Source organism: Micromonospora sp. NPDC127501 (genome assembly GCF_040302185.1).
In the GTDB taxonomy this organism is placed as follows: Bacteria; Actinomycetota; Actinomycetes; order Mycobacteriales; family Micromonosporaceae; genus Micromonospora.
The window spans coordinates 405,329-423,834 of the sequence record NZ_JBEORJ010000004.1; the positions used below are offsets into that span (position 1 = coordinate 405,329).

15 protein-coding genes are annotated in these 18,506 nt (G+C 72.9%); 8 read left to right on the forward strand and 7 right to left on the reverse strand.

From position 1 onward, the window contains the following. Window positions 1–30: 30 nt before the first annotated feature. Together ABTW72_RS12020 and ABTW72_RS12025 are read right to left on the reverse strand one after the other, a co-directional pair. Window positions 31–900, reverse strand: a complete 870-nt coding sequence (locus tag ABTW72_RS12020; RefSeq protein WP_350857606.1) for a DUF5667 domain-containing protein — start codon at window positions 898–900, stop codon at window positions 31–33. Between the two features lie 289 nt (window positions 901–1,189). After that, the gene (locus tag ABTW72_RS12025) at window positions 1,190–2,146 is read right to left on the reverse strand and encodes an ECF subfamily RNA polymerase sigma factor, BldN family (RefSeq protein ID WP_350857609.1); all 957 of its coding nucleotides are present in this window, start codon (window positions 2,144–2,146) and stop codon (window positions 1,190–1,192) included. 586 nt (window positions 2,147–2,732) lie between these two features. Between ABTW72_RS12025 and ABTW72_RS12030 the strand changes: the two genes are divergently transcribed. The 3 genes from ABTW72_RS12030 to ABTW72_RS12040 are packed head-to-tail and all read left to right on the forward strand — an operon-like array spanning window position 2,733 to window position 5,267. Next, the gene (locus ABTW72_RS12030; RefSeq protein WP_350857612.1) at window positions 2,733–4,340 is read left to right on the forward strand and encodes an AMP-binding protein; all 1,608 of its coding nucleotides are present in this window, start codon (window positions 2,733–2,735) and stop codon (window positions 4,338–4,340) included. Continuing rightward, window positions 4,330–4,584: a glutaredoxin family protein gene (locus tag ABTW72_RS12035; RefSeq protein ID WP_350857615.1), complete on the forward strand. Its 255-nt coding sequence runs from the start codon at window positions 4,330–4,332 to the stop codon at window positions 4,582–4,584. The genes ABTW72_RS12030 and ABTW72_RS12035 overlap by 11 nt, the downstream gene beginning before the upstream one ends. 20 nt (window positions 4,585–4,604) lie before the next feature. Continuing rightward, window positions 4,605–5,267, forward strand: a complete 663-nt coding sequence (locus tag ABTW72_RS12040; protein ID WP_350857618.1) for an HAD family hydrolase — start codon at window positions 4,605–4,607, stop codon at window positions 5,265–5,267. Here ABTW72_RS12040 and ABTW72_RS12045 read toward each other — a convergent pair. Continuing rightward, window positions 5,248–5,901: a response regulator transcription factor gene (locus ABTW72_RS12045; protein ID WP_350857621.1), complete on the reverse strand. Its 654-nt coding sequence runs from the start codon at window positions 5,899–5,901 to the stop codon at window positions 5,248–5,250. The two genes, ABTW72_RS12040 and ABTW72_RS12045, sit on opposite strands and share 20 nt — an antisense overlap. A 58-nt stretch (window positions 5,902–5,959) precedes the next feature. Further along, on the reverse strand, window positions 5,960–7,264 hold the full coding sequence (locus ABTW72_RS12050) for a sensor histidine kinase (protein WP_350857624.1): 1,305 nt from the start codon (window positions 7,262–7,264) through the stop codon (window positions 5,960–5,962). 391 nt (window positions 7,265–7,655) lie between these two features. Between ABTW72_RS12050 and ABTW72_RS12055 the strand changes: the two genes are divergently transcribed. The 5 genes from ABTW72_RS12055 to hemB are packed head-to-tail and all read left to right on the forward strand — an operon-like array spanning window position 7,656 to window position 13,366. Continuing rightward, the gene (locus ABTW72_RS12055) at window positions 7,656–8,426 is read left to right on the forward strand and encodes a redox-sensing transcriptional repressor Rex (RefSeq protein WP_350857627.1); all 771 of its coding nucleotides are present in this window, start codon (window positions 7,656–7,658) and stop codon (window positions 8,424–8,426) included. After that, the gene (locus ABTW72_RS12060; RefSeq protein ID WP_350857630.1) at window positions 8,423–9,820 is read left to right on the forward strand and encodes a glutamyl-tRNA reductase; all 1,398 of its coding nucleotides are present in this window, start codon (window positions 8,423–8,425) and stop codon (window positions 9,818–9,820) included. Before ABTW72_RS12055 ends, ABTW72_RS12060 begins: the two co-directional genes overlap by 4 nt. Then, window positions 9,817–10,785, forward strand: a complete 969-nt coding sequence (gene hemC / locus ABTW72_RS12065; RefSeq protein ID WP_350857633.1) for a hydroxymethylbilane synthase — start codon at window positions 9,817–9,819, stop codon at window positions 10,783–10,785. The genes ABTW72_RS12060 and hemC overlap by 4 nt, the downstream gene beginning before the upstream one ends. Further along, on the forward strand, window positions 10,782–12,362 hold the full coding sequence (locus ABTW72_RS12070) for a bifunctional uroporphyrinogen-III C-methyltransferase/uroporphyrinogen-III synthase (RefSeq protein ID WP_112584249.1): 1,581 nt from the start codon (window positions 10,782–10,784) through the stop codon (window positions 12,360–12,362). The genes hemC and ABTW72_RS12070 overlap by 4 nt, the downstream gene beginning before the upstream one ends. A 20-nt stretch (window positions 12,363–12,382) precedes the next feature. Then, window positions 12,383–13,366 (forward strand): porphobilinogen synthase, encoded by a 984-nt coding sequence (gene hemB / locus ABTW72_RS12075; RefSeq protein ID WP_196919917.1) that lies wholly within the window; start codon window positions 12,383–12,385, stop codon window positions 13,364–13,366. A gap of 123 nt (window positions 13,367–13,489) precedes the next feature. On the opposite strand, the gene ABTW72_RS12080 is transcribed toward hemB, so the two are convergent. The 3 genes from ABTW72_RS12080 to ABTW72_RS12090 all read right to left on the reverse strand — a co-directional run bounded on the left by ABTW72_RS12080 (window position 13,490) and on the right by ABTW72_RS12090 (window position 18,441). Then, complete coding sequence (locus ABTW72_RS12080; protein ID WP_350857637.1) at window positions 13,490–14,419, reverse strand: CU044_5270 family protein; 930 nt, start codon at window positions 14,417–14,419, stop codon at window positions 13,490–13,492. Between the two features lie 17 nt (window positions 14,420–14,436). Then, window positions 14,437–15,006 (reverse strand): RNA polymerase sigma factor, encoded by a 570-nt coding sequence (locus tag ABTW72_RS12085; RefSeq protein WP_220090045.1) that lies wholly within the window; start codon window positions 15,004–15,006, stop codon window positions 14,437–14,439. 156 nt (window positions 15,007–15,162) lie between these two features. Then, window positions 15,163–18,441 carry a lamin tail domain-containing protein gene (locus ABTW72_RS12090; RefSeq protein WP_350857640.1) on the reverse strand — a complete coding sequence of 1,093 codons (3,279 nt, stop codon included), beginning with the start codon at window positions 18,439–18,441 and terminating at the stop codon, window positions 15,163–15,165. Window positions 18,442–18,506 lie beyond the last annotated feature (65 nt).

Genomic DNA, 18,506 nt, shown 5'->3' on the forward strand with positions numbered 1-18,506 from the left:
CGGTCGGATGTGCGGTATGGGGGGCGCGGGTCAGCGGGCCCCGGGGCAGGTGCTCGGGTTCGGCCCGAGGGCGTCGCTGGCGGTCGGTGCCGGCAGGCCGCAGGCGATCGCCGCGCGCAGGTCGTCCGAGCGTTCCCGGATGCTGTCCAGCAACACCAGCGACCGCTGGGTCCGTTCCCGGTCGACCCGGGTGCTCCCGTCGAGCAGACCGCGTACCGCCCGGCGCTGGCTCGACACGAAGGTGTTGAGAGTGTCCAGGCTGCCCGGCTCGGCCCGCTGCACAGCGGCCGAGGTCAGCAGGCGAACTCCCTGCCGGCTGTCGGCGTCCATGTCGTCGAGGACCGCGCTGTAGCCGATCCGGTCACCGCGCAGCTTGGCGGCTTCGCCGACTCTGGTCCGGGCGAAGTCCAGGAAGAGTTGGCCTCGGCTGATGTCGGAGCTGGCCAGGGCGAGCTGTGCCCGTTCGGTGGAGCGCTTCATGCCGTACAGCGCGTCACCGGGCACCGCGTTCTCGCTGGCGGCGGAGATCCCGGAGACGGCGATGGCCCCGGCGGCGACGCCGACCAGGATCGCGCCCCGGGCTCGGGCCCGCCGTGCGGTGACCGCCGGCAGTAGCCGCCCGCGGGTGGTCGTGGCGGCCGGTTCGCTGACCGCCGCTGGTGTGCTGCCCAGCCCTTCCCGCTCGGCGGTGGCGAGCAGCATCGCCCGCAGGCCGGTACGGAAGTCCTGGTCCACCTCGACAGCCGGGGGGTCGACGCTGAGCCGCTGGCCCACTGCGACGAGCGGCGCCAGTTGGCCGTCCACCCGGGATCGCACGTGGTGTCGTCGAGCGCCGTTGGCCTCGTCGAGAAGCTGCGCGAAGCGCTCCGCGCGCCGGCGGGAGAAGAGGGTGTTGTCCACCGCAGGCACCTCCTCTCGCTGGTCACGGCCGGTCGGCCGCCGTCGTTGCCAGCGACCGGGCGGCAGTGTGACACCACGGAGGTGAGGTGCCGCCGGCATGCCGGTCGGACCTCGGTGACCCGGGCCTGCCGGGACATCCACCGGTCGCACCCGGAGAAACGCGGCGGACGGGGCACGGGTTACGGGCCTGGCGGAGCGGAAATTACAGAAAGTGATGGTCATCACCGGGCGGGACCGACTCTGAGCTGCGCGGACGTTGATCGACGCCCGTCGGTCCCGCCGTGACAAACTACGGCTGGAAGCCGTCGGGCAGCAGCCGGGCCAGGGCGCGGACGGCACGGTACTGGAGGGCCTTGATGGCTCCCTCGTTCTTGCCCATCGCGCGGGCCGTCTCGGCGACCGAGAAGCCCTGGAGGAAGCGGAGCACGATGCACTCCTGCTGCTCCGGGTTGAGCTGCTTCACGGCGGTGAGGAGCGCGACGTTGGTGATGTGCTCCACCACCGCCGCCTCCGGGCTGCCCTCCGGGCCCCGGTCCTCCCGGTCGGCGTCGAGCACGTCGCCGGTGGTGACCTCCAGCCGGTACCGGCCCGACTTGAAGTGGTCCGCGACGAGGTTGCGGGCGATCGTCACCAGCCAGGCGCCGAGGTCGCGGCCCTGCCAGGTGAAGCTGCCGATCCGCTTGAGCGCGCGCAGGAAGGTGTCCGAGGTGAGATCCTCGGCGAGCTGCCGGTTGCCGACCCGGAAGTAGACGAACCGGAAGACGGTGTCCACGTAGCGGTCGTAGATCAGACCGAACGCCTCGGACTCGCCGGCCTGGGCCCGCTCGATCAGCGTCCAGACCTCGGTCGCCGGGTCGGACGGGTCCGGGCGGCTCGGGAAACCGGTCGGGGTGGTCGCGGTGGTGGCCGGCACCGCCGGGATCACCGCTGTCTCACCCGCAGCCGGGTCGGTGGTGACCGCCGGTGTGTCGCTTATCCGACGACCCTGCACAGGCATGGTGGGTCGGGACGGTACGGCGACCCGGCCGCCGGCCGGCTTCGCGTTTCCACCGGGCACCGCGGGTCGCGGCGGTGGCTCGTTGTGGTGTGGCCGGCTGCGGATCCGTTGCGACGCGCCGTCCCCCCGCACGACGCCGCCGTGCTGTTCGTCCGATGGGGCACGGGCCGCTGGCCGCTCGTTGACGTGGGAGCGGGCGGGTTGACCGGTCAGGCCGACCGGGCGTTCCGCGTAACCGAAGGTGGTCACCGCGTTGCCCCCGTCCCGTCGGTCGCCGGGCGGGCCGGTCTGGGTCTCGTCGGGGCGGACCGACCGGGTGACCGGTCGGGCAGGACGGTCACGGGAGTTGCCGACGGGCGGCAATTCCCCTGGAGGTGCTGGTCCAATGCGCTCACAGGCACGGGGGCCTCCTCGGGCTGAGGGGTGTCGACTCACGGCAAATGGGGTGAGCCGACCCGAGTGATGATAGGGCCAACGTCACCCGCGCGTGGCAAGTCCGTTACACAAGGCGGAAGTATTTCCCGCTCCGCCGCACCGGTGGCGGACCGGTTGTCCGTCGTGTGCGATTGACTTTCCGTCGGCCCGGTGTTCCAGGGTGGATCCCCAGGTCGGAGGTGCGCCGCCCGTCCGGCTGACCCGCCGCTCCGGCCGACCGGACGGGGGCGGCAGACCTGCCCGTGGTCGGCGTCGCACGTCCCATCGACAGGACCTGATCGGATCGCCGGTGGCACACCGGACAGTCCCGTGAACGGGACTGCCGCCGTGTCGTCCTCCGGGCGTGGCCCCCATCATCGGGCGTGGCCCGCCGCCGTGCGCTGTGCCAGACTCGATCACCGTGCAGGACGCCTCGGAAAGCCCCGCGCCGAACCTCGCCGACCGGGTCCGCCGGGCGGCTCTCGACCGCGCCGACCGGCCCGCGCTGCACTGGCGTGAGCACACGGTGAGCTGGTCCGAACTGGACGCCGCGGTGGACGCCGCCGCCCGCGGCCTGTCCGCCGCCGCGCCACCCACCGACCCCGGCGGTACGCCGCCACGCGTCGCCATCGCGCTGCCCAACACACCGGACTTCGTGATCGCCTGGCTCGGCGCCCTCCGCGCCGGGCTGGTCACCGTGCCGGTCAACCCCGGCCTCACCGCCCCGGAGCTACGGCACGTGCTGGCCGACTCCGGCGCGTCGGTGCTCATCGCCACCGACCACGTTCGAGGCCTGGTCGCCGACGTGGCCGCCGAGCTGCCCGCGCTCGCCTCGGTGCACGGCACGCCACCGACCGCCGAGGCGCCCGGACCGGCACCCCGCCCTCGACGCGGCGGCACCGACCTGGCTGTACTGCTCTACACGTCCGGCACCGAGGGGCGGCCCAAGGGGGCGATGCTCTCGCACCAGGCGCTGCTCGCCAACCACGAACAGGTCGCGGAGATCGAACCGCCGGTGGTCGGGCCGACCGACACTGTTCTTCTGGCGTTGCCGCTGTTCCACGCGTACGGACTCAACTCGGGGCTCGGCGCGGTCGTGCACCACGGCGCGACCGGTGTGCTGCTCGACGAGCCAGGCCCGACGGCGGGGCTGGACGAGATCGCGCGGCACCGGGTCAGCGTGCTGGTCGGCGTACCGTCGATGTTCCTGACCTGGGCCGGCGCGGCCACGGCCCGCGCGGCGACCGCGTCGGTGCGGATTGCGGTCTGCGGCGCGGCACCGCTCGAACCCGCGGTCGCGGCGCGCTTCACGGAGGTCACCGGGCATCGGGTGCACATCGGGTACGGCCTCACCGAGACCGCGCCGGTGCTCACCTCCACCCTGGTCGGCGGCGTGGCCAAGCCGGGTTCGATCGGCCGGCCGCTGCCCGGGGTGCGGCTACGCCTGGTCGGCGCCGACGGGACGGACCTGTGGCGCGACGGGCTGACCGTCCCCGACGACGACCCGGACGAGCTGGACATCTCCGACGTGGCGCCGGGCACCGACCCGGGGCAGATCGTGGTGTCCGGCCCCAACCTCTTCACCGGCTACTGGCCCGACGGTCGGGGCGGCCCGGACGCCGAGGGTTGGTGGGGCACCGGTGACATCGCGTACGCCGACGAGGACGGCGACCTCTTCCTGGTCGACCGGCTCGGCGAGTTGATCCTGGTCAACGGGTTCAACGTCTATCCGCACGAGGTCGAGCTGGTGCTCGCCGGGCATCCCGGGGTGGTCGAGTCGGCGGTACTGGGTGTGCCGCACCCGCGGACCGGCGAGACTGTGCGGGCGTACGTGGTGCCGGTGCAGGGCCGACCGGTGACCAGCGAGGAGTTGCTCGCCCACTGCGCACGGAACCTGGCCCGGTTCAAGTGCCCGACCGCTGTCGAGTTCGTCGACGCCCTGCCGCACTCGGCGATCGGCAAGGTACGCAAGACCCAACTCCGGTCGGCGACGCCGACCGACCGCACGGAGGTAACCGATGGCCAGTGACGCCCGACTCGCCCTGATCACCCGACCCGGCTGTCACCTGTGCGAGGACGCCAAGGCGGCGCTCGACCGGGTGGTCGCGGTCACCGGCGACAAGTGGGTCGAGTGGGACGTCACCGGCGACGAGGGGCTGGAGCGGGAGTACGGGGACCGGCTGCCGGTGGTGATGCTCGACGGCAAGGAGCACGGCTACTGGCGGGTCGAGGAGGACCGGCTGCTGCGGGACCTGACCACGCCGCAGCTCTGACGGGTGCCTATGGTGCTCTGATGACCTCTGCACTCCCGCACCTCGTCTGGGACTGGAACGGCACCCTGCTCAACGACCTCAGCCTGGTGGTGTCCGCCACCAACGTCGTGTTCGCGAGCCTGGGCGGGCCGACGGTCACCCCGGACGAGCACCGGGTGCGGTTCCGCAGGCCGATCGCCGAGTACTACGCCGAGGTGCTCGGGCAGGCAGTGGACGACGACGAGTTCGGTCGACTGGACAAGATCTTCCACGACGCGTACCGCACCGGGCTGACCACCTGCGAGCTGGCCGCCGACGCGCGCGCCGCCATGGCCGCCTGGCCGGGCAGCCAGAGCCTGCTCTCCATGTGGTTCCACGAGGAACTGGTCCCGACCGTGCACACGTACGGGTTGACCGGCCACTTCACCCGCGTCGACGGGCTGCGGGCCACTGTCGGCGGCGGCCACAAGGCTGAGTCGCTCCAGCAGCACCTTGCCGAACTGGGCATGGACGGCGCCTCGGTGGTGCTGATCGGCGACTCCATCGACGACGCGGACGCGGCGCTCGCGGTGGGTGGCCGTGCCGTGCTCTACACCGGCGGGTTCACCGACCCGGCCCGGCTGCGCGCCTCCGGTCACCCGGTGGCCGACACCCTCACCGACGCGGTGGCCCTGGCCCGGGAGGTCAGTTCCGCAGATAGGTGAGGACGGCCAGCACGCGCCGGTGCTGTTCGGTGTCCGGCGGCAGGGTGAGCTTGGTGAAGATGTTGCGCACGTGCTTCTCCACCGCGCCGTCGCTGACCACCAGGGCGCGCGCGATGGCGGTGTTCGAACGCCCCTCGGCCATCAGGGCGAGCACCTCGCGCTCGCGGGGGGTCAGCTCGCGCAGCGGGTCGTCCCGGCGACGCCGGGCGAAGAGCTGACCGACCACCTCCGGGTCGAGCACCGTGCCGCCGCCCGCCACCCTGCGCAGCGCGTCCAGGAACTCGTCGATCGCGGCGACCCGGTCCTTGAGCAGGTAGCCGATCCCGCCGCCGGCGCCGCCGGTGGTGGCGAGCAGATCGTCGGCGTACGACACCTCGACGTACTGGGAGAGCACCAGGATCGGCGTACGTGGCACCAGCCGGCGGGCCTCCACCGCAGCCCGCAACCCCTCGTCGGTGTGCGACGGCGGCATCCGGACGTCGACGATCGACACGTCGGGCCGGTGCGCGACCACCGCCTCGACCAGGGCGTCGCCGTCCCCGACGGCGGCCACCACCTGGTGCCCGCTCTCGGTCAGCAGCCGGACCAGCCCCTCCCGGAGCAGGACGGCGTCGTCGGCGATCACGATGCGCATGGCTGTGTTGTCTACCACGTCCGGCCCGCCGTACGGGCTCGGCGCGGTGTCGGACCGCTCACAGCGGCAGCTCGGCGCGGATCTCGGTGGGGCCACCGGTCGGGCTGACCACCACCAGTTCGCCACCGGCGGCCCGGACCCGGTCGGCGATGCCGGCGAGCCCGTGCCCCTTCGCCAGGTGCGCGCCGCCCTGCCCGTCGTCGCCCACCAGCACCTGCAGGTGGGTGCCCTGCCGGGCCACGGCCACGGTGGCCTCGGTGGCCCGGCTGTGCTTGGCGACGTTGGTCAGCGCCTCGGACACCACGAAGTACGCGGTGTTCTCCACCGCCGGGTCGAGCCGCCCGGCCGGGGTGCCGAGCTGCGGGTCCACCTGGAGCTCGATCGGGATCAGCCCGCGGCCGGCGATGGCGGCCAGCGCGCTGGGCAGGCCCCGGTCGACCAGGATCGGCGGCGCGATGCCACGGGACAGTGCCCGCAGCTCGGCCAGCGTGTCCCGGGTCTGGGTGACCGCCTCGTCGATGGTGCGGCCGGCCGCCTCCGGGTCCGAGGCGAGCTGCATCCGGGCCCGGCTGAGGTCCATCGCCAGCCGGACCAGGCGCTGCTGGGGGCCGTCGTGGATGTCACGTTCCAGCCGGCGTAGCGCGGAGGCCTCGGCGGACACGGCGGCCCGCTTCTGCTCCTCCAGCACCGTGATCCGGTCGCGCATCTCGGCCACCCCGGTCAGCATCGCCTTGGCGAAGCTGGCCTGGAGCAGCGCGCAGCCCCGCACCACGATCGGCAGGGTGATCAGGAAGAACACCCCGAGCGCGGTGTACAGGCCGATCCGGGCGGTGGTCGAGTCGCCCAGGCCGAGCAGCTGTGCCAGGTCCTGATCACCTTCGCCGTCGGCCCGGGGCAGGGCCCAGTCGTAGGCCCAGTAGAGCGAGCCGGCGATCGCCGCGGCCCACCAGGACAGCGTCACCACGAAGGTGCCCGCCGCCGCGATCAGCCGCAGGATGCCGTGCGCCAGGTCGAGCCAGGACTGGGCGTCCCGCATCGGCACGAAGATCCGCCGCCAGGCGTTCGCGCCCGTCTCGGGCAGCCGGTAGTGCGGCCGGATCCGGGGCTGGTGGAGCACCGCGGGCAGCCGCAGCCGCTCGATGTCGGCCAGCCCCCGGGCGGTGTAGAGGGTGCCGCTGAGGATCGGCAGGCCGATCACCGTGACCACCAGGCCGATGCCGACCGCGAGGCCGACGATGAGGACGACGAAGCTGGCCACCGCCAGGGGCAGGCCGAGCAGCACGTACCCGGAGTCGACGAAGAGCTGGCGGGGGATGCTCGGTGCCAGCGTCGGTCGGTCGCTGGTGGCGGCAACGGCGGTCATGCTCAAAGGCTAGGCATCTGGGCTCGGTGTCCCCATCCCGAAACCCCGCCTCTCCGCCGTAGTGCTGTCCCTACCACCGCCGGCGTCGCCTCCACCACCGCCGGGACGCCCCCCGGCAGGGTCGGCGCGGGATTGGTCAGAGAAGTCGGGATTGAGCAATAATCGCCCGGGCGGTGAGCGGACCAGGCCGTTCAATCGATCTTGTGGAATGGAGGGGCTGGTGAGGTCGCGCCACGCAGCGACAAGATCGCGATTTGTGCACGTCTTCACAAGCGCCTACGCTGTGACTCCGACGCGCCCTGCTAGCACAGCCGGCAATCTCGGTCGCCAGCGGGAGTCCACAAACGGCCGACCAGCGGAGTTGGCCGAGGATCGCACCGCACGGAGTCTCATGAGTCAGCACCGTCACCCAGGCGCGCCCGGCCGCGCCGGTGCCGTACCGGCGCTCCCGGATCTGCCCGAGGCGACCGTCGCTCGGCTCCCCGAGTACCTGCGCGCGCTGCACAACCTCGCCGACACCGGGCACGAGACGGTCTCCAGCGAGGGTCTCTCCGCCGCCGCCGGGGTCAACTCCGCCAAGCTCCGCAAGGACCTCTCCCACCTCGGCTCGTACGGCACCCGGGGCGTCGGCTACGACGTCGCGCTGCTGATCGAGCAGATCGAGTATGTGCTCGGGCTCACCCAACGCCGGGCGGTCGCCCTGGTCGGCGTGGGTAATCTCGGTCACGCTCTGGCCGGCTACGACGGCTTCGCCAGCCGGGGCTTCCGGATCGCCGCACTGCTCGACGCCGATCCCTCCCGGGTCGGTGAGGAGATCAACGGCCTGGTAGTCCGGCATGTCGACGACCTGCCGACGGTCGCCGCGGAGGAATCCCTCGCGATCGGCGTGATCGCCACCCCGGCCGCCGCCGCCCAGCAGGTCGCCGACCAACTGGTCGCCGTCGGCGTGACGAGCATCCTCAACTTCGCGCCGTGCGTACTCTCGGTTCCGGAGGGGGTCGACGTGCGCAAGGTCGACCTCGCCATCGAGCTGCAGATTCTGTCCTTCCACGAGCACCGCAAGGCGTCGCTGACCGCGCTGCCCGCCACCGGCGGCACCGCTCTCACCGCCCTGCCGGGCGGGTTCGCGGCCACCGACACCCAGGAGGCGATAGGCACGTGAAACTGCTCGTCGTCGGCGCGTCCTACCGGACCGCCCCGGTCGCCACGCTGGAGCAGCTGGCCGTGCCCCCCGCCGACCTGACCCGCACACTGGACCGCCTGGTCGCCCAGCCGTACGTGGCCGAGGCGGTGATCGTCTCCACCTGCAACCGGGTGGAGGTCTACGCCGCCGTGTCCGGTTTCCACGGTGGGCTCGGTGACGTCTGCGCCGTGCTGGCCGAGCAGGCCGGCAGCTCGCCGACCGCGCTCGCCAGCCACCTGTACGTGCACTACGACACCGCGGCCGTGGATCACGTCTTCCGGGTCGCCACCGGACTGGACTCGATGGTGGTGGGCGAGGCGCAGATCCTCGGCCAGCTGCGTGACGCGTACCACTGGGCCACCGGCGCCGACTCGGCCGGCCGGCTGCTGCACGAGCTGATGCAGCAGGCGTTGCGGGTCGGCAAGCGGGCCCACGCCGAGACCGGCATCGACCGGGCCGGCCAGAGCGTCGTCACCGCCGCCCTGGAGCTGGCCGCCGGGCACCTCGACGGCGACCTCGTCGGCCACCCGGCCCTGGTGGTCGGCGCCGGTGCGATGGGTTCGCTCGGGGTGGCCACGCTGTCCCGGCTGGGCGCCGGGCCGCTCACCGTCAGCAACCGGGGCGCCGACCGGGCCGTCCGGCTCGCCGAGTCGTACGGGGCGACTGCCGCGCCGATGACCGAGCTGGCCGACACCCTCTCCACAGTGGACATCGTAGTGGCCGCCACCGCGTCCACCGAACCGGTCCTCACCCGGTCGGTGGTCACCGCGGCGCTGGCCGAACGCGACAGGTCCCGGGGCCCGCTCGTCCTGCTCGACCTGGCCGTTCCGCGCGACGTCGAGGAGGGCGTCGCCGAGCTGCCCGGCGTCGAGGTGATCGACATCGACCGGATGGCGGCGCTGCTCGCCGACGGTCCGGCGGCTGCCGACGCCGCAGCCGTCGAACGCATCGTCCTCGGCGAGGTGGAGGGCTTCCTCACCTGGCTGCGCGGCGCCGACGTGGCACCCACCGTGGCCGCGCTGCGCGGCCGGGCCGACGACGTGGTCACCGCCGAGCTGCGCCGACTGGCCCAGCGTCGCCCCGACCTCGGCGACGACCTGCGGGCCGAGGTGGCCCGCACTGTGCACCGGGTCGTGCAGCGGCTGCTGCACCAGCCCACCGTCAAGGTCCGCCAGTTGGCCGCGGAACCCGGCGGCGACCAGTACGCGGCACTGCTGCGCGAGCTGTTCGACCTCGAGGTGCCGCAGACCTCGCCGGTGGACACCGTCCCGGACGTGCTGACCCCCGACCTCGGCACGGCGCTCCCCGGCACCGACCCGGTGTCCGGAGCCGACGCCGCCGAGCCCACCCCACCCACCGGAGGTGCGCGATGACCGCCCCCCTGCGCCTCGGCACCCGGGGCAGCGCCCTGGCGATGGCCCAGTCCGGCCAGGTCGCCGAGGCGGTGACCGCCGCCACCGGCCGCCCCGTCGAGCTGGTCGAGGTGGTCACCGCGGGCGACCGCTCCAACGCGCCGGTGCACCGGCTGGGCGTCGGGGTGTTCGTCTCCGCCCTGCGTGACGCGCTGACCGCCCGGACGATCGACTTCGCGGTGCACTCGTACAAGGATCTGCCCACGGCTGGCGCCGGTGGGCTGCACATCGCGGCGGTACCGGCCCGGCAGGACCCGCGCGACGCGTTGGTGGCCCGCGACGGCCGGACGCTCGCCGAGCTGCCGCCCGGGGCCACCGTGGGCACCGGAGCGCTGCGTCGGATCGCCCAGTTGCACGCTCTCGGCCTGCAACTGGAGGTCACCCCGATCCGCGGCAACGTCGACACCCGCCTGGGGCGGGTGCTCGGCCCCGAGGCCGACCTCGACGCCGTCGTCCTGGCCCGGGCCGGTCTGGCCCGACTCGGCCGGCTCGACGTGATCACCGAGTCGCTGGACCCGATGCTCATGCTGCCCGCTCCCGCTCAGGGTGCGTTGGCGGTGGAGTGCCGGGTCGACGACCAGGACCTGGTCGAGCTGCTCGCCGTGCTCGACCACGCACCGTCGCGTGCCGCGGTCACCGCGGAACGTGCGTTTCTGGCAACCCTGGAGGCCGGGTGCAGCGCACCCGTCGCCGCCTATGCCGAACTCGCCGAAGGCGAGACCGGCGATGAGATCTACCTGCGCGGGGCGGTGATCAGCCCGGACGGCACTCGTGACCTCCGGCTGTCCCGCACCGGAACGCCCGCCGACGCGGCGGAGATCGGTAAGGCACTCGCCGCCGAACTCCTCGACCTCGGCGCCGACTCGATCCTCGGCCACGAAGGACACACCGGCCCGGGGACCCAGCAATTTGGGAGCACAGAATGACCCGCACCCGTAAGCCCGTCGGCCGTATCGCGTTCGTCGGGGCTGGCCCCGGTGACCCGGGCCTGCTGACCCGTCGGGCCCACGACGCCCTGGTCGACGCCGACCAGGTGATCTACGACCGGGGAGTCCCCGAGTCGTTGCTCACCGTCGTTCGCGCCGAGGCCAGGGACGATGCCGAGTTCACCCCGGCCGAGGGCGCGCCGGGGGACGTGGCGAAGGTGCTGATCTCCGCGGCCCGCTCCGGGCTCAACGCGGTGCACCTGGTCGCCGGCGACCCGTTCGGGCACGACTCGGTGGTCAAGGAGGTGCAGGCGGTGGCCCGCACCGCCGCCCACTTCGAGGTGGTGCCCGGTGTCGGCCAGGCCGAGGGTGTGGCCACCTACGCCGGGGTCCCGCTGCCGGGTGTGCGTACGGCCGCCGACGTCGAGGACGTCAGCGCGCTGGACTTCGAGGCGTTGGCCACGGCCGTCGGCCGGGGTTCGCTCGCGCTCGCCGTGGACGCCGGTGACCTCGCCGCCGTCCGCGACGGACTGCTCGCCGCCGGGGTCGACGGCACCACCGGCGTCGGGGTGACCGGCGACGGCACCGGCGAGACCCAGTACACGACCACGTCGACCGTGGACAGCTTCGTGGCCGCCGCGCTCGGTTTCACCGGCCGGGTGGTGCTCACCGTCGGTGTCGGCGTGGGGCAGCGCGACAAGCTGAGCTGGTGGGAGAACCGCCCGCTGTACGGCTGGAAGGTGCTCGTACCCCGCACCAAGGAGCAGGCCGGCGCGATGAGCGCCCGGCTGCGCGCGTACGGGGCGATCCCGTGCGAGGTGCCGACCATCGCGGTCGAGCCGCCGCGTACCCCGGCGCAGATGGAGCGGGCGGTCAAGGGCCTGGTCGACGGCCGGTACGCCTGGGTGATCTTCACGTCCGTGAACGCGGTCCGCGCGGTCTGGGAGAAGTTCGCCGAGCACGGTCTCGACGCCCGGCACTTCGGCGGCGTCAAGATCGCCTGCATCGGTGAGGCCACCGCGGACGCCGTCCGCGCGTTCGGCATCCAGCCGGAGCTGATCCCCGCCGGGGAGCAGTCCTCGGAGGGTCTGCTGGCCGAGTTCTCGCCGCACGACGAGATCCTCGACCCGGTGGGCCGGGTGCTGCTGCCGCGCGCCGACATCGCCACCGAGACGCTCGCCGCCGGGCTCACCGAGCGCGGCTGGGAGGTCGACGACGTGACCGCGTACCGGACGGTGCGGGCCGCTCCGCCGCCCGCCGAGATCCGCGACGCGATCAAGTCGGGCGGGTTCGACGCGGTGCTCTTCACCTCGTCCTCCACCGTGCGCAACCTGGTCGGCATCGCCGGGAAGCCGCACGCCCGGACCGTTGTTGCCGTCATTGGGCCCAAGACGGCGGAGACCGCGACGGAGTTCGGCCTGCGCGTCGACGTCCAGCCGCCGCACGCCTCGGTGCCCGACCTGGTGGAGGCGCTCGCCGCCTACGCCGTCGAGCTGCGGGAGAAGCTGGCCGCCATGCCGGCCAAGCAGCGCCGTGGCTCGAAGGTGCAGGGCCCGACCGCCTTGCGCTTCCGGTAGTCGTTCGAGGAGGGCCTGCCATGTCGTACCCCGAGATCCGGCCCCGCCGGCTGCGCCGCAATCCGGCGGTCCGCCGGCTGGTGTCCGAGACCCGGGTCGACCCGGCCGAGCTGGTCGTGCCGATGTTCGTCAAGGAGGGGCTGACCGAGCCCCGCGCCATCGGGTCGCTCCCGGGGGTGCTCCAGCACTCCCGGGACTCGCTGCGCAAGGCGGCGGTCGAGGCGGTCCAGGCCGGTGTCGGCGGGATCATGCTCTTCGGCGTGCCGGAGCAGCGGGACCCGACCGGCTCCGGCGGCATCGACCCGAACGGCATCCTCAACGTCGCCATCCGCGACGTGGTGGCCGAGGTGGGCGACGCCACGGTGGTGATGAGCGACCTGTGCCTCGACGAGTTCACCTCGCACGGGCACTGTGGGCTGCTCACCCCCGACGGTGAGGTCGACAACGACTCCACCCTGGCCGCGTACGCCGAGATGGCGGTGGCCCAGGCCGCCGCCGGGGTCGGCATGGTCGGGCCGTCCGGGATGATGGACGGCCAGGTCGGCGTGGTACGCCGAGCGCTCGACGCCGCCGGCTACCAGGACGTCTCCGTGCTGGCGTACGCCGTGAAGTACGCCTCCGCCTTCTACGGCCCGTTCCGGGAGGCGGTGGAGTCGGCGCTGGAGGGCGACCGGCGCACCTACCAGCAGGACCCGGCCAATCTGCGGGAGTCGCTGCGTGAGGTCGCGCTCGACGTCGCCGAGGGCGCCGACCTGGTGATGGTCAAGCCGGCACTGCCCTACCTCGACGTGGTGTCGGCGGTGCGGGCCGCGGTGGACGTCCCGGTCGCCGCCTACCAGGTCTCCGGCGAGTACGCGATGGTCGAGGCGGCCGCCGCGAACGGCTGGATCGACCGCGAGCGGGTGATGCTGGAGACGCTCACCTCGATCAAGCGGGCCGGTGCGCAGGTCATCCTCACCTACTGGGCCGTCGAGGCCGCTGGCCTGCTCCGGCAGCGTTACTGAGCGGCCCCGCCCGCACGCGGGCCACGGCGGCCCGATCGCGCTGAAACACGGAAATAGTGGCCTCGTCCTCGTGGGAGGCCACTATTTCCAGGATCGAGCGCGATCATCGCCGCGCCCTGAGGATCAGGGCAGCTGCCCCGGGCGGTCGACGATCGCCATCTGGGTGACGGCGGTGCTCGTGTAGGGCGACTCCTTGCCATCCCGCACGACAAGACGGCGGGTGCCGAGGTAGGTGTGGGTCTCCCGGTCGAAGATCAGGTCGATGTGGGCCCCCACCACGCCCGGCGTCCGCAGTGCCACCCCCCGCCGGCCCGCCGCGTCCCGCACCTCGCCGGGCAACACGGTGGCCCCGGGCACCTGGGCCATCGCCTGGAACAGCGCGCCGAGCGACTGCGGCGGCACGTACCCCTCAAGCATCCACATTCCGTCGCCGAAGATCGTCGTAGGGTCGTTCCTGATGGCCTCCAGGTCCCCGCCGGCGGGCAGGTCCAGGGGGATCGGGTGATCCCGCAGGTACTGCGCCATCTGCTCCGGCTCGGTGGGCAGGCCCTGGAAGTAGCCGGGCGGCGGCGCCAGGTGCGAGACGTTGTCGGTCCGCCACTCGTCCGGGCGGCTCTCCAGCCTCCGCCGCTGCTGCCAGGTGGGGTCGTCGCCGACCGGCACCCAGCGCTGGAGCCGTTCCTCGGTATACGGGCCGGCATCCGGCCGATCCCGCCACGTGAGTCGCAGTTCGATGAAGAGGAACTGGCCGGGGCGCGCCACCAGGTCGGGCTGCTGCCGGGCCGTATCCGCGGCCTCGGTCAGGATCTCGGCCGCGCTCGCCGTGGGTGGCGCGTCGTCCACCGTCTGCACCACCAACCCGCCGATGGTCAGCAGGGCGACCAGCCCACCGACCCCGGCCAGGCGCCAGCCCGGCGTACGCCACCGCGGGCCTCGGCGGGCCGCACGAACGGGAGGCGCGGTCGGCGCCGGGTCGGAGGTCTGGTTCGTGACGTGGTCCCGCAACTCGCCGAGGAGTCGTTCCTCGAAGTTGCCCAGTGGGGTGTGGGTCATGGTGATCATCCCTCCGATCAGACGAGTGCGGATTCGGACTGTGCGAGCGCGAGGCGTACCGCGCGACGTGCCCGGTGCACACGGACCCGGGCGGCGACCGGGGAGATGCCGAGCGCGTCGGCGGCGTCCGCCACGGACAGGCCGTCGACGGCGACGAGTTCCAACAGGGCGCGGGTGCGCTCCGGCAGGCCGCGCAGTGCCTGGTACGTGCGGCGGGCCAGCGCCTCGGCGTCGATGCGCTCCTCGATCCGGGCGATGTCGTCGGCGTCGAGCAGCCGTCGTCCCGCTATGCGACCGCTGGCCCGCAGGAGTCGGGTCGCCCGCCGATGTTCGGCCGCTATGACGTTGCGAGCCACGCCGAAGAGCCAGCCCAACTCGCTGCCCCGCTCCGGCCGGTAACTGGTCGCACTGTCGATCACCGCGAGGAACACCTCGGCCGTGAGATCGGCCGCGGTGTGGGGGTCGTCGACACGACGGGCGACGAACCGGCTGATCGTCTCGACGTGCCGCCGGTAGAACCGCTCGAACGCCTCGGGGTCCGCGCCGATGGCCGCCAGGCCATCCCCGCCTGGGCTCGGGATAGTCACAGGCCGTCCTCTCGTTGGCCGTCCTTACACCCCTTCATTGGCTCGGCGGCGGCACGGTGTTACGTCCCGGGGCAAGATCATGCTGAAGCAGGATGTGGTGGCCTCCTGGTCGGAGGAGGCCACCACATCCTGGGTCGAGCGCGATCGAGGCGAACCTCAGTCGTCGTTGGTGATCGTTCCGGCCGCGAGTGGATCAACCAGCCGCAGGCCGGGCACGCCGGCCACCAGCAGCGTCAACTTCTCGTCCGTCTCCCGCTTGCGGTCACCGCGCACCGACACCGGGAACGCCACCGACGTCTGCCCGGCGGCCAACACCTTGCAGCCGGCGTACGGGTCGAAGTCGGAGCCGGCCTGCGCCGTGAGGCCGACGGTGGCGGCGCAGAGCAGCACCGACTGGGACAGCGGCCGAGACACGGTGGCGGTGAAGGTGAGCTGCCGGGTGCCCTGGTTGCCCTCGGCCACCGCCGTGTCGGCCACGCTCAACGAAGCCCGGGATCGGAACCGGGCCACCTGCGGGTCGTGGTCACTGGAACCCCGCGACCCGTCACCGGCGAACTCGGCCGGCCAGTCGGCGTTGATGTGCGCCGCCCGCACCTGCACCAGGTCGCCGTAGAACGCGTCGTTCACGAACAGGTGGTCGAGAGTCTGCGCCTGCCCCTCGAAGCTGTACGAGTAGGCCGAGGCCGGCACGTCCGCGACGAGGTTGTCCCACAGGTTGTGCAGGCCCGCCTCGTAGAGCGGGGCGAGCTGGTCCGACGGCGTGGGCTGGTCACCGGTGGCGATCGGGTCGTCCGGGCGGGGGAACACGTTCAGGTCCCCGCCGTAGACCACCCGGGCGGTCTGGTCGGCCGCCTCGATCGCGGTGACGATCGCCGCGCCGTAACGCGCCTGCTCCCGCCGCTGCCCGACCCGGCTGTCCGGGCCGGAGGAGTAGTGGTTGCTGAGCGCGTACAGGGTGAACCGCTCGGTCGAGCCGGGTGCCGCGGCCACGCTGAACTTGCCCAACTGGGGAGCACGGGTGAAGACGTTGCTCCCGTCCCGGCCGGTCGAGGTGTCCACATCCGCCGGTAGCACCGCGTTGAGGGCCTTCGGGTTCTGCACGTCGGCGTTGGTCGGCAGCCCCGCAGCCCGGTACTGGACGGTCGGTGCCGAGCCCAGCAGCGGGTCGTTCGCCGTCGCAGCCGCCAGCGACAGCCGGTCCGTGCGGTACAGGAAGGCGGCGGTGATCCCGCGGGCGTCCGCGCCGGTCCGGTCATAGGCGGCGGCGTACGCGGGCCCACCGGCCGCCGCCACGGTGAGCGCCAACTCCTGGATGCTGTCCGGAGCACCATCGGCGTTGTTGGTGTCGCCGCAGCTCAGCGCCGCCCCGGAGATCGTGCAGATGTCCTGGTCCTCGGCCTCCTGCACCAGGATCAGGTCCGGTGCGTGCAGGTCCTTGACGATCTGGTCGGCGAGCGCGGCCAGTTGCTCGCGGTATTCCGCCTCGCTGCCGGGAACGTAGTCGAACGGCGGGTCGACGCCCACACAGCCGGCGTTACCGGCGAAGTCGCAGCCGTCGAACGGGTCGTCGCGGTAGTCGTACAGGTTCTCCACGTTGTAGGTGGCCACGGCCACCTCCTGCGACCGGTCGGCCGGCTTGGGCGGGTTGTTCTTCGACGGGTCGGCCCCGGCGGCGAACTCCGCCCGCTCGACCTGGACGCCGTACTTCTCGAACGAGTAGTAGACCCCGCCCACCGCGTCCGCCCGCAGCGTGTCGAAGGTGTGCGCCGGCGGGAGCAGCGCGGCGCTGTCCCCGGCGGTGGCCTTCACGCCCATGCTGCCCAGCAGCGTCCGTTGGCCGTTGCCGTCGTCGAAGCGGCGGGTCGGGTCGTTGTCCAGCGGGTGCGAATCACGGAAGACCCGCCGGGAGTACGGGTCGGCGCGGTCCAGCAGCGGGTCGTCGCGGTCGACCACCCACAGCTCCGCGTCGGCCGTGGAGGAGAAGACGTCCCGGCCGCTCACCGCGCCGCTGCCCGCGCGTACGCGCATCCGGGAGCCCTCGTGCCGCTCCCAGAAGCGCTGCGCGTCGGTCAGCACGGTCGGCGGCACCGCGTCGGTCACCGCGACCGCGGTGTCCACGACCAGCCCGCCGCCGATCCGGCGGACCAGCGACGCGCCGGAGAGCTGGGTGAAGTTGTAGTACTCCGACACGCGGGCCCGCAGCACGACCTCGTCGCCGACCGTCGGCACGTAACCGCCGATCAGCGAGGTGAACGTGCCCATGAACACGAAGATGCCGTCAGAGCTGGTCGGGTCGCCGTCGGTGTCACCAACGCGGCTCTGCAGGAAGAAGCCGTGCTGCTCCGCCCCGGCCGACGTACGGGCCAGGGTCAACTGGGTGATCACGCCGCGTACGTCGTACAGCGTGCTGCTCGTGCCGTTGCCGCTCGCCGGTGCGAGCGGTGACCGGTCGTTCGGACCGGACTCGGTGTCGGTGGTCGGACCCTGCACCTCGCCGACGGTCAGCTCCCGGGTCACCTGCACGGCCAGCGCGCAGCTCGCGGTGCCACCGCCCGCGTCGGTCGCGGTGAGGGTGACGGTGTACGCCCCGGCGGCGAGGTCGGCGCTCACGCCGACCGTGGCGCGGGCGGTGCCACCCACCCCGTCGGCGGGGGTGAACGCGGTACGGGTGATCGAGCCGGAGGCCGGGCTGGGGCTGATCGCGGTCACCGCCAGGTCGACGATCGTGTCGTCGGGGTCGGCGGCGGTCACCTCGCGGCTCGCGGCCGTGCCGGCGGCGGTGACCAGCGGCCCGCCACAGGTCAGCGTGGCCGGCACGTCGACCGGGCCACCGCCGTCCACGGTGTGCGCGCCCAACCCGTCGAACGTGTCGACGGGGAAGCCGGCCCACTGTGCGGCGGGGTCGAACGCGTCCGACGGGTCGGTGTCACCGGCGGCCACGTTCGGCAGTCGGCGAAGGGTGTTGTCCGCGGTGCTGGTGACGCCGGCGCCCCACTCGGTGCCCGGGTCGACGCCCACCTGGCCGATCGAGTCGAGCACCGTGGTGCCCCGGCGCAGCACGATCGCGTCGTCACCGTTGAAGAGGCTGGCCCCGGTGGTCTGGTCGGCCTGGGCGAGGATGGCGGCCCCGGCCGAGGCGCTGGCGAACACGAACGCGTCGCCGGCCGCCACGCTGCCGGTCAGGGCGATCGTGGTGGCCGTGGTGGAGCCGTTGAAGTGGAGCTGCAACTGGTAGCCACCGGCCGCCAGGTCGACGGCGGCGCCCGTGCCGTTGAAGAGCTCGATCGCCTTGTTGTTCGACGAACCCTCGACGTACTCCGAGATGAACAGGTCGGTGGGTGCGGCGCTGGCCGCGGTGGGTGCGACGCCGAGCGCCGTGACGGTCACGGCGGCGGTGGCGGTCGCGAGCGCGGCGATTGAGCGGCGCGGGCGCATAAGGCCTCCACGATGGGTGGATGGGGGTCAACGCACGTTAAGGTGCGCGACTGTCCACCGTCCAT

Coding starts and splice junctions, on each gene's coding strand:
- ABTW72_RS12080 (WP_350857637.1), bottom strand. CDS start 14,419: ATGACCCACACCCCACTGGGCAACTTCGAGGAACGACTCCTCGGCGAG.
- ABTW72_RS12040 (WP_350857618.1), top strand. CDS start 4,605: ATGACCTCTGCACTCCCGCACCTCGTCTGGGACTGGAACGGCACCCTG.
- hemB (WP_196919917.1), top strand. CDS start 12,383: ATGTCGTACCCCGAGATCCGGCCCCGCCGGCTGCGCCGCAATCCGGCG.
- ABTW72_RS12090 (WP_350857640.1), bottom strand. CDS start 18,441: ATGCGCCCGCGCCGCTCAATCGCCGCGCTCGCGACCGCCACCGCCGCC.
- ABTW72_RS12050 (WP_350857624.1), bottom strand. CDS start 7,264: ATGACCGCCGTTGCCGCCACCAGCGACCGACCGACGCTGGCACCGAGC.
- ABTW72_RS12070 (WP_112584249.1), top strand. CDS start 10,782: ATGACCCGCACCCGTAAGCCCGTCGGCCGTATCGCGTTCGTCGGGGCT.
- hemC (WP_350857633.1), top strand. CDS start 9,817: ATGACCGCCCCCCTGCGCCTCGGCACCCGGGGCAGCGCCCTGGCGATG.
- ABTW72_RS12035 (WP_350857615.1), top strand. CDS start 4,330: ATGGCCAGTGACGCCCGACTCGCCCTGATCACCCGACCCGGCTGTCAC.
- ABTW72_RS12045 (WP_350857621.1), bottom strand. CDS start 5,901: ATGCGCATCGTGATCGCCGACGACGCCGTCCTGCTCCGGGAGGGGCTG.
- ABTW72_RS12055 (WP_350857627.1), top strand. CDS start 7,656: ATGAGTCAGCACCGTCACCCAGGCGCGCCCGGCCGCGCCGGTGCCGTA.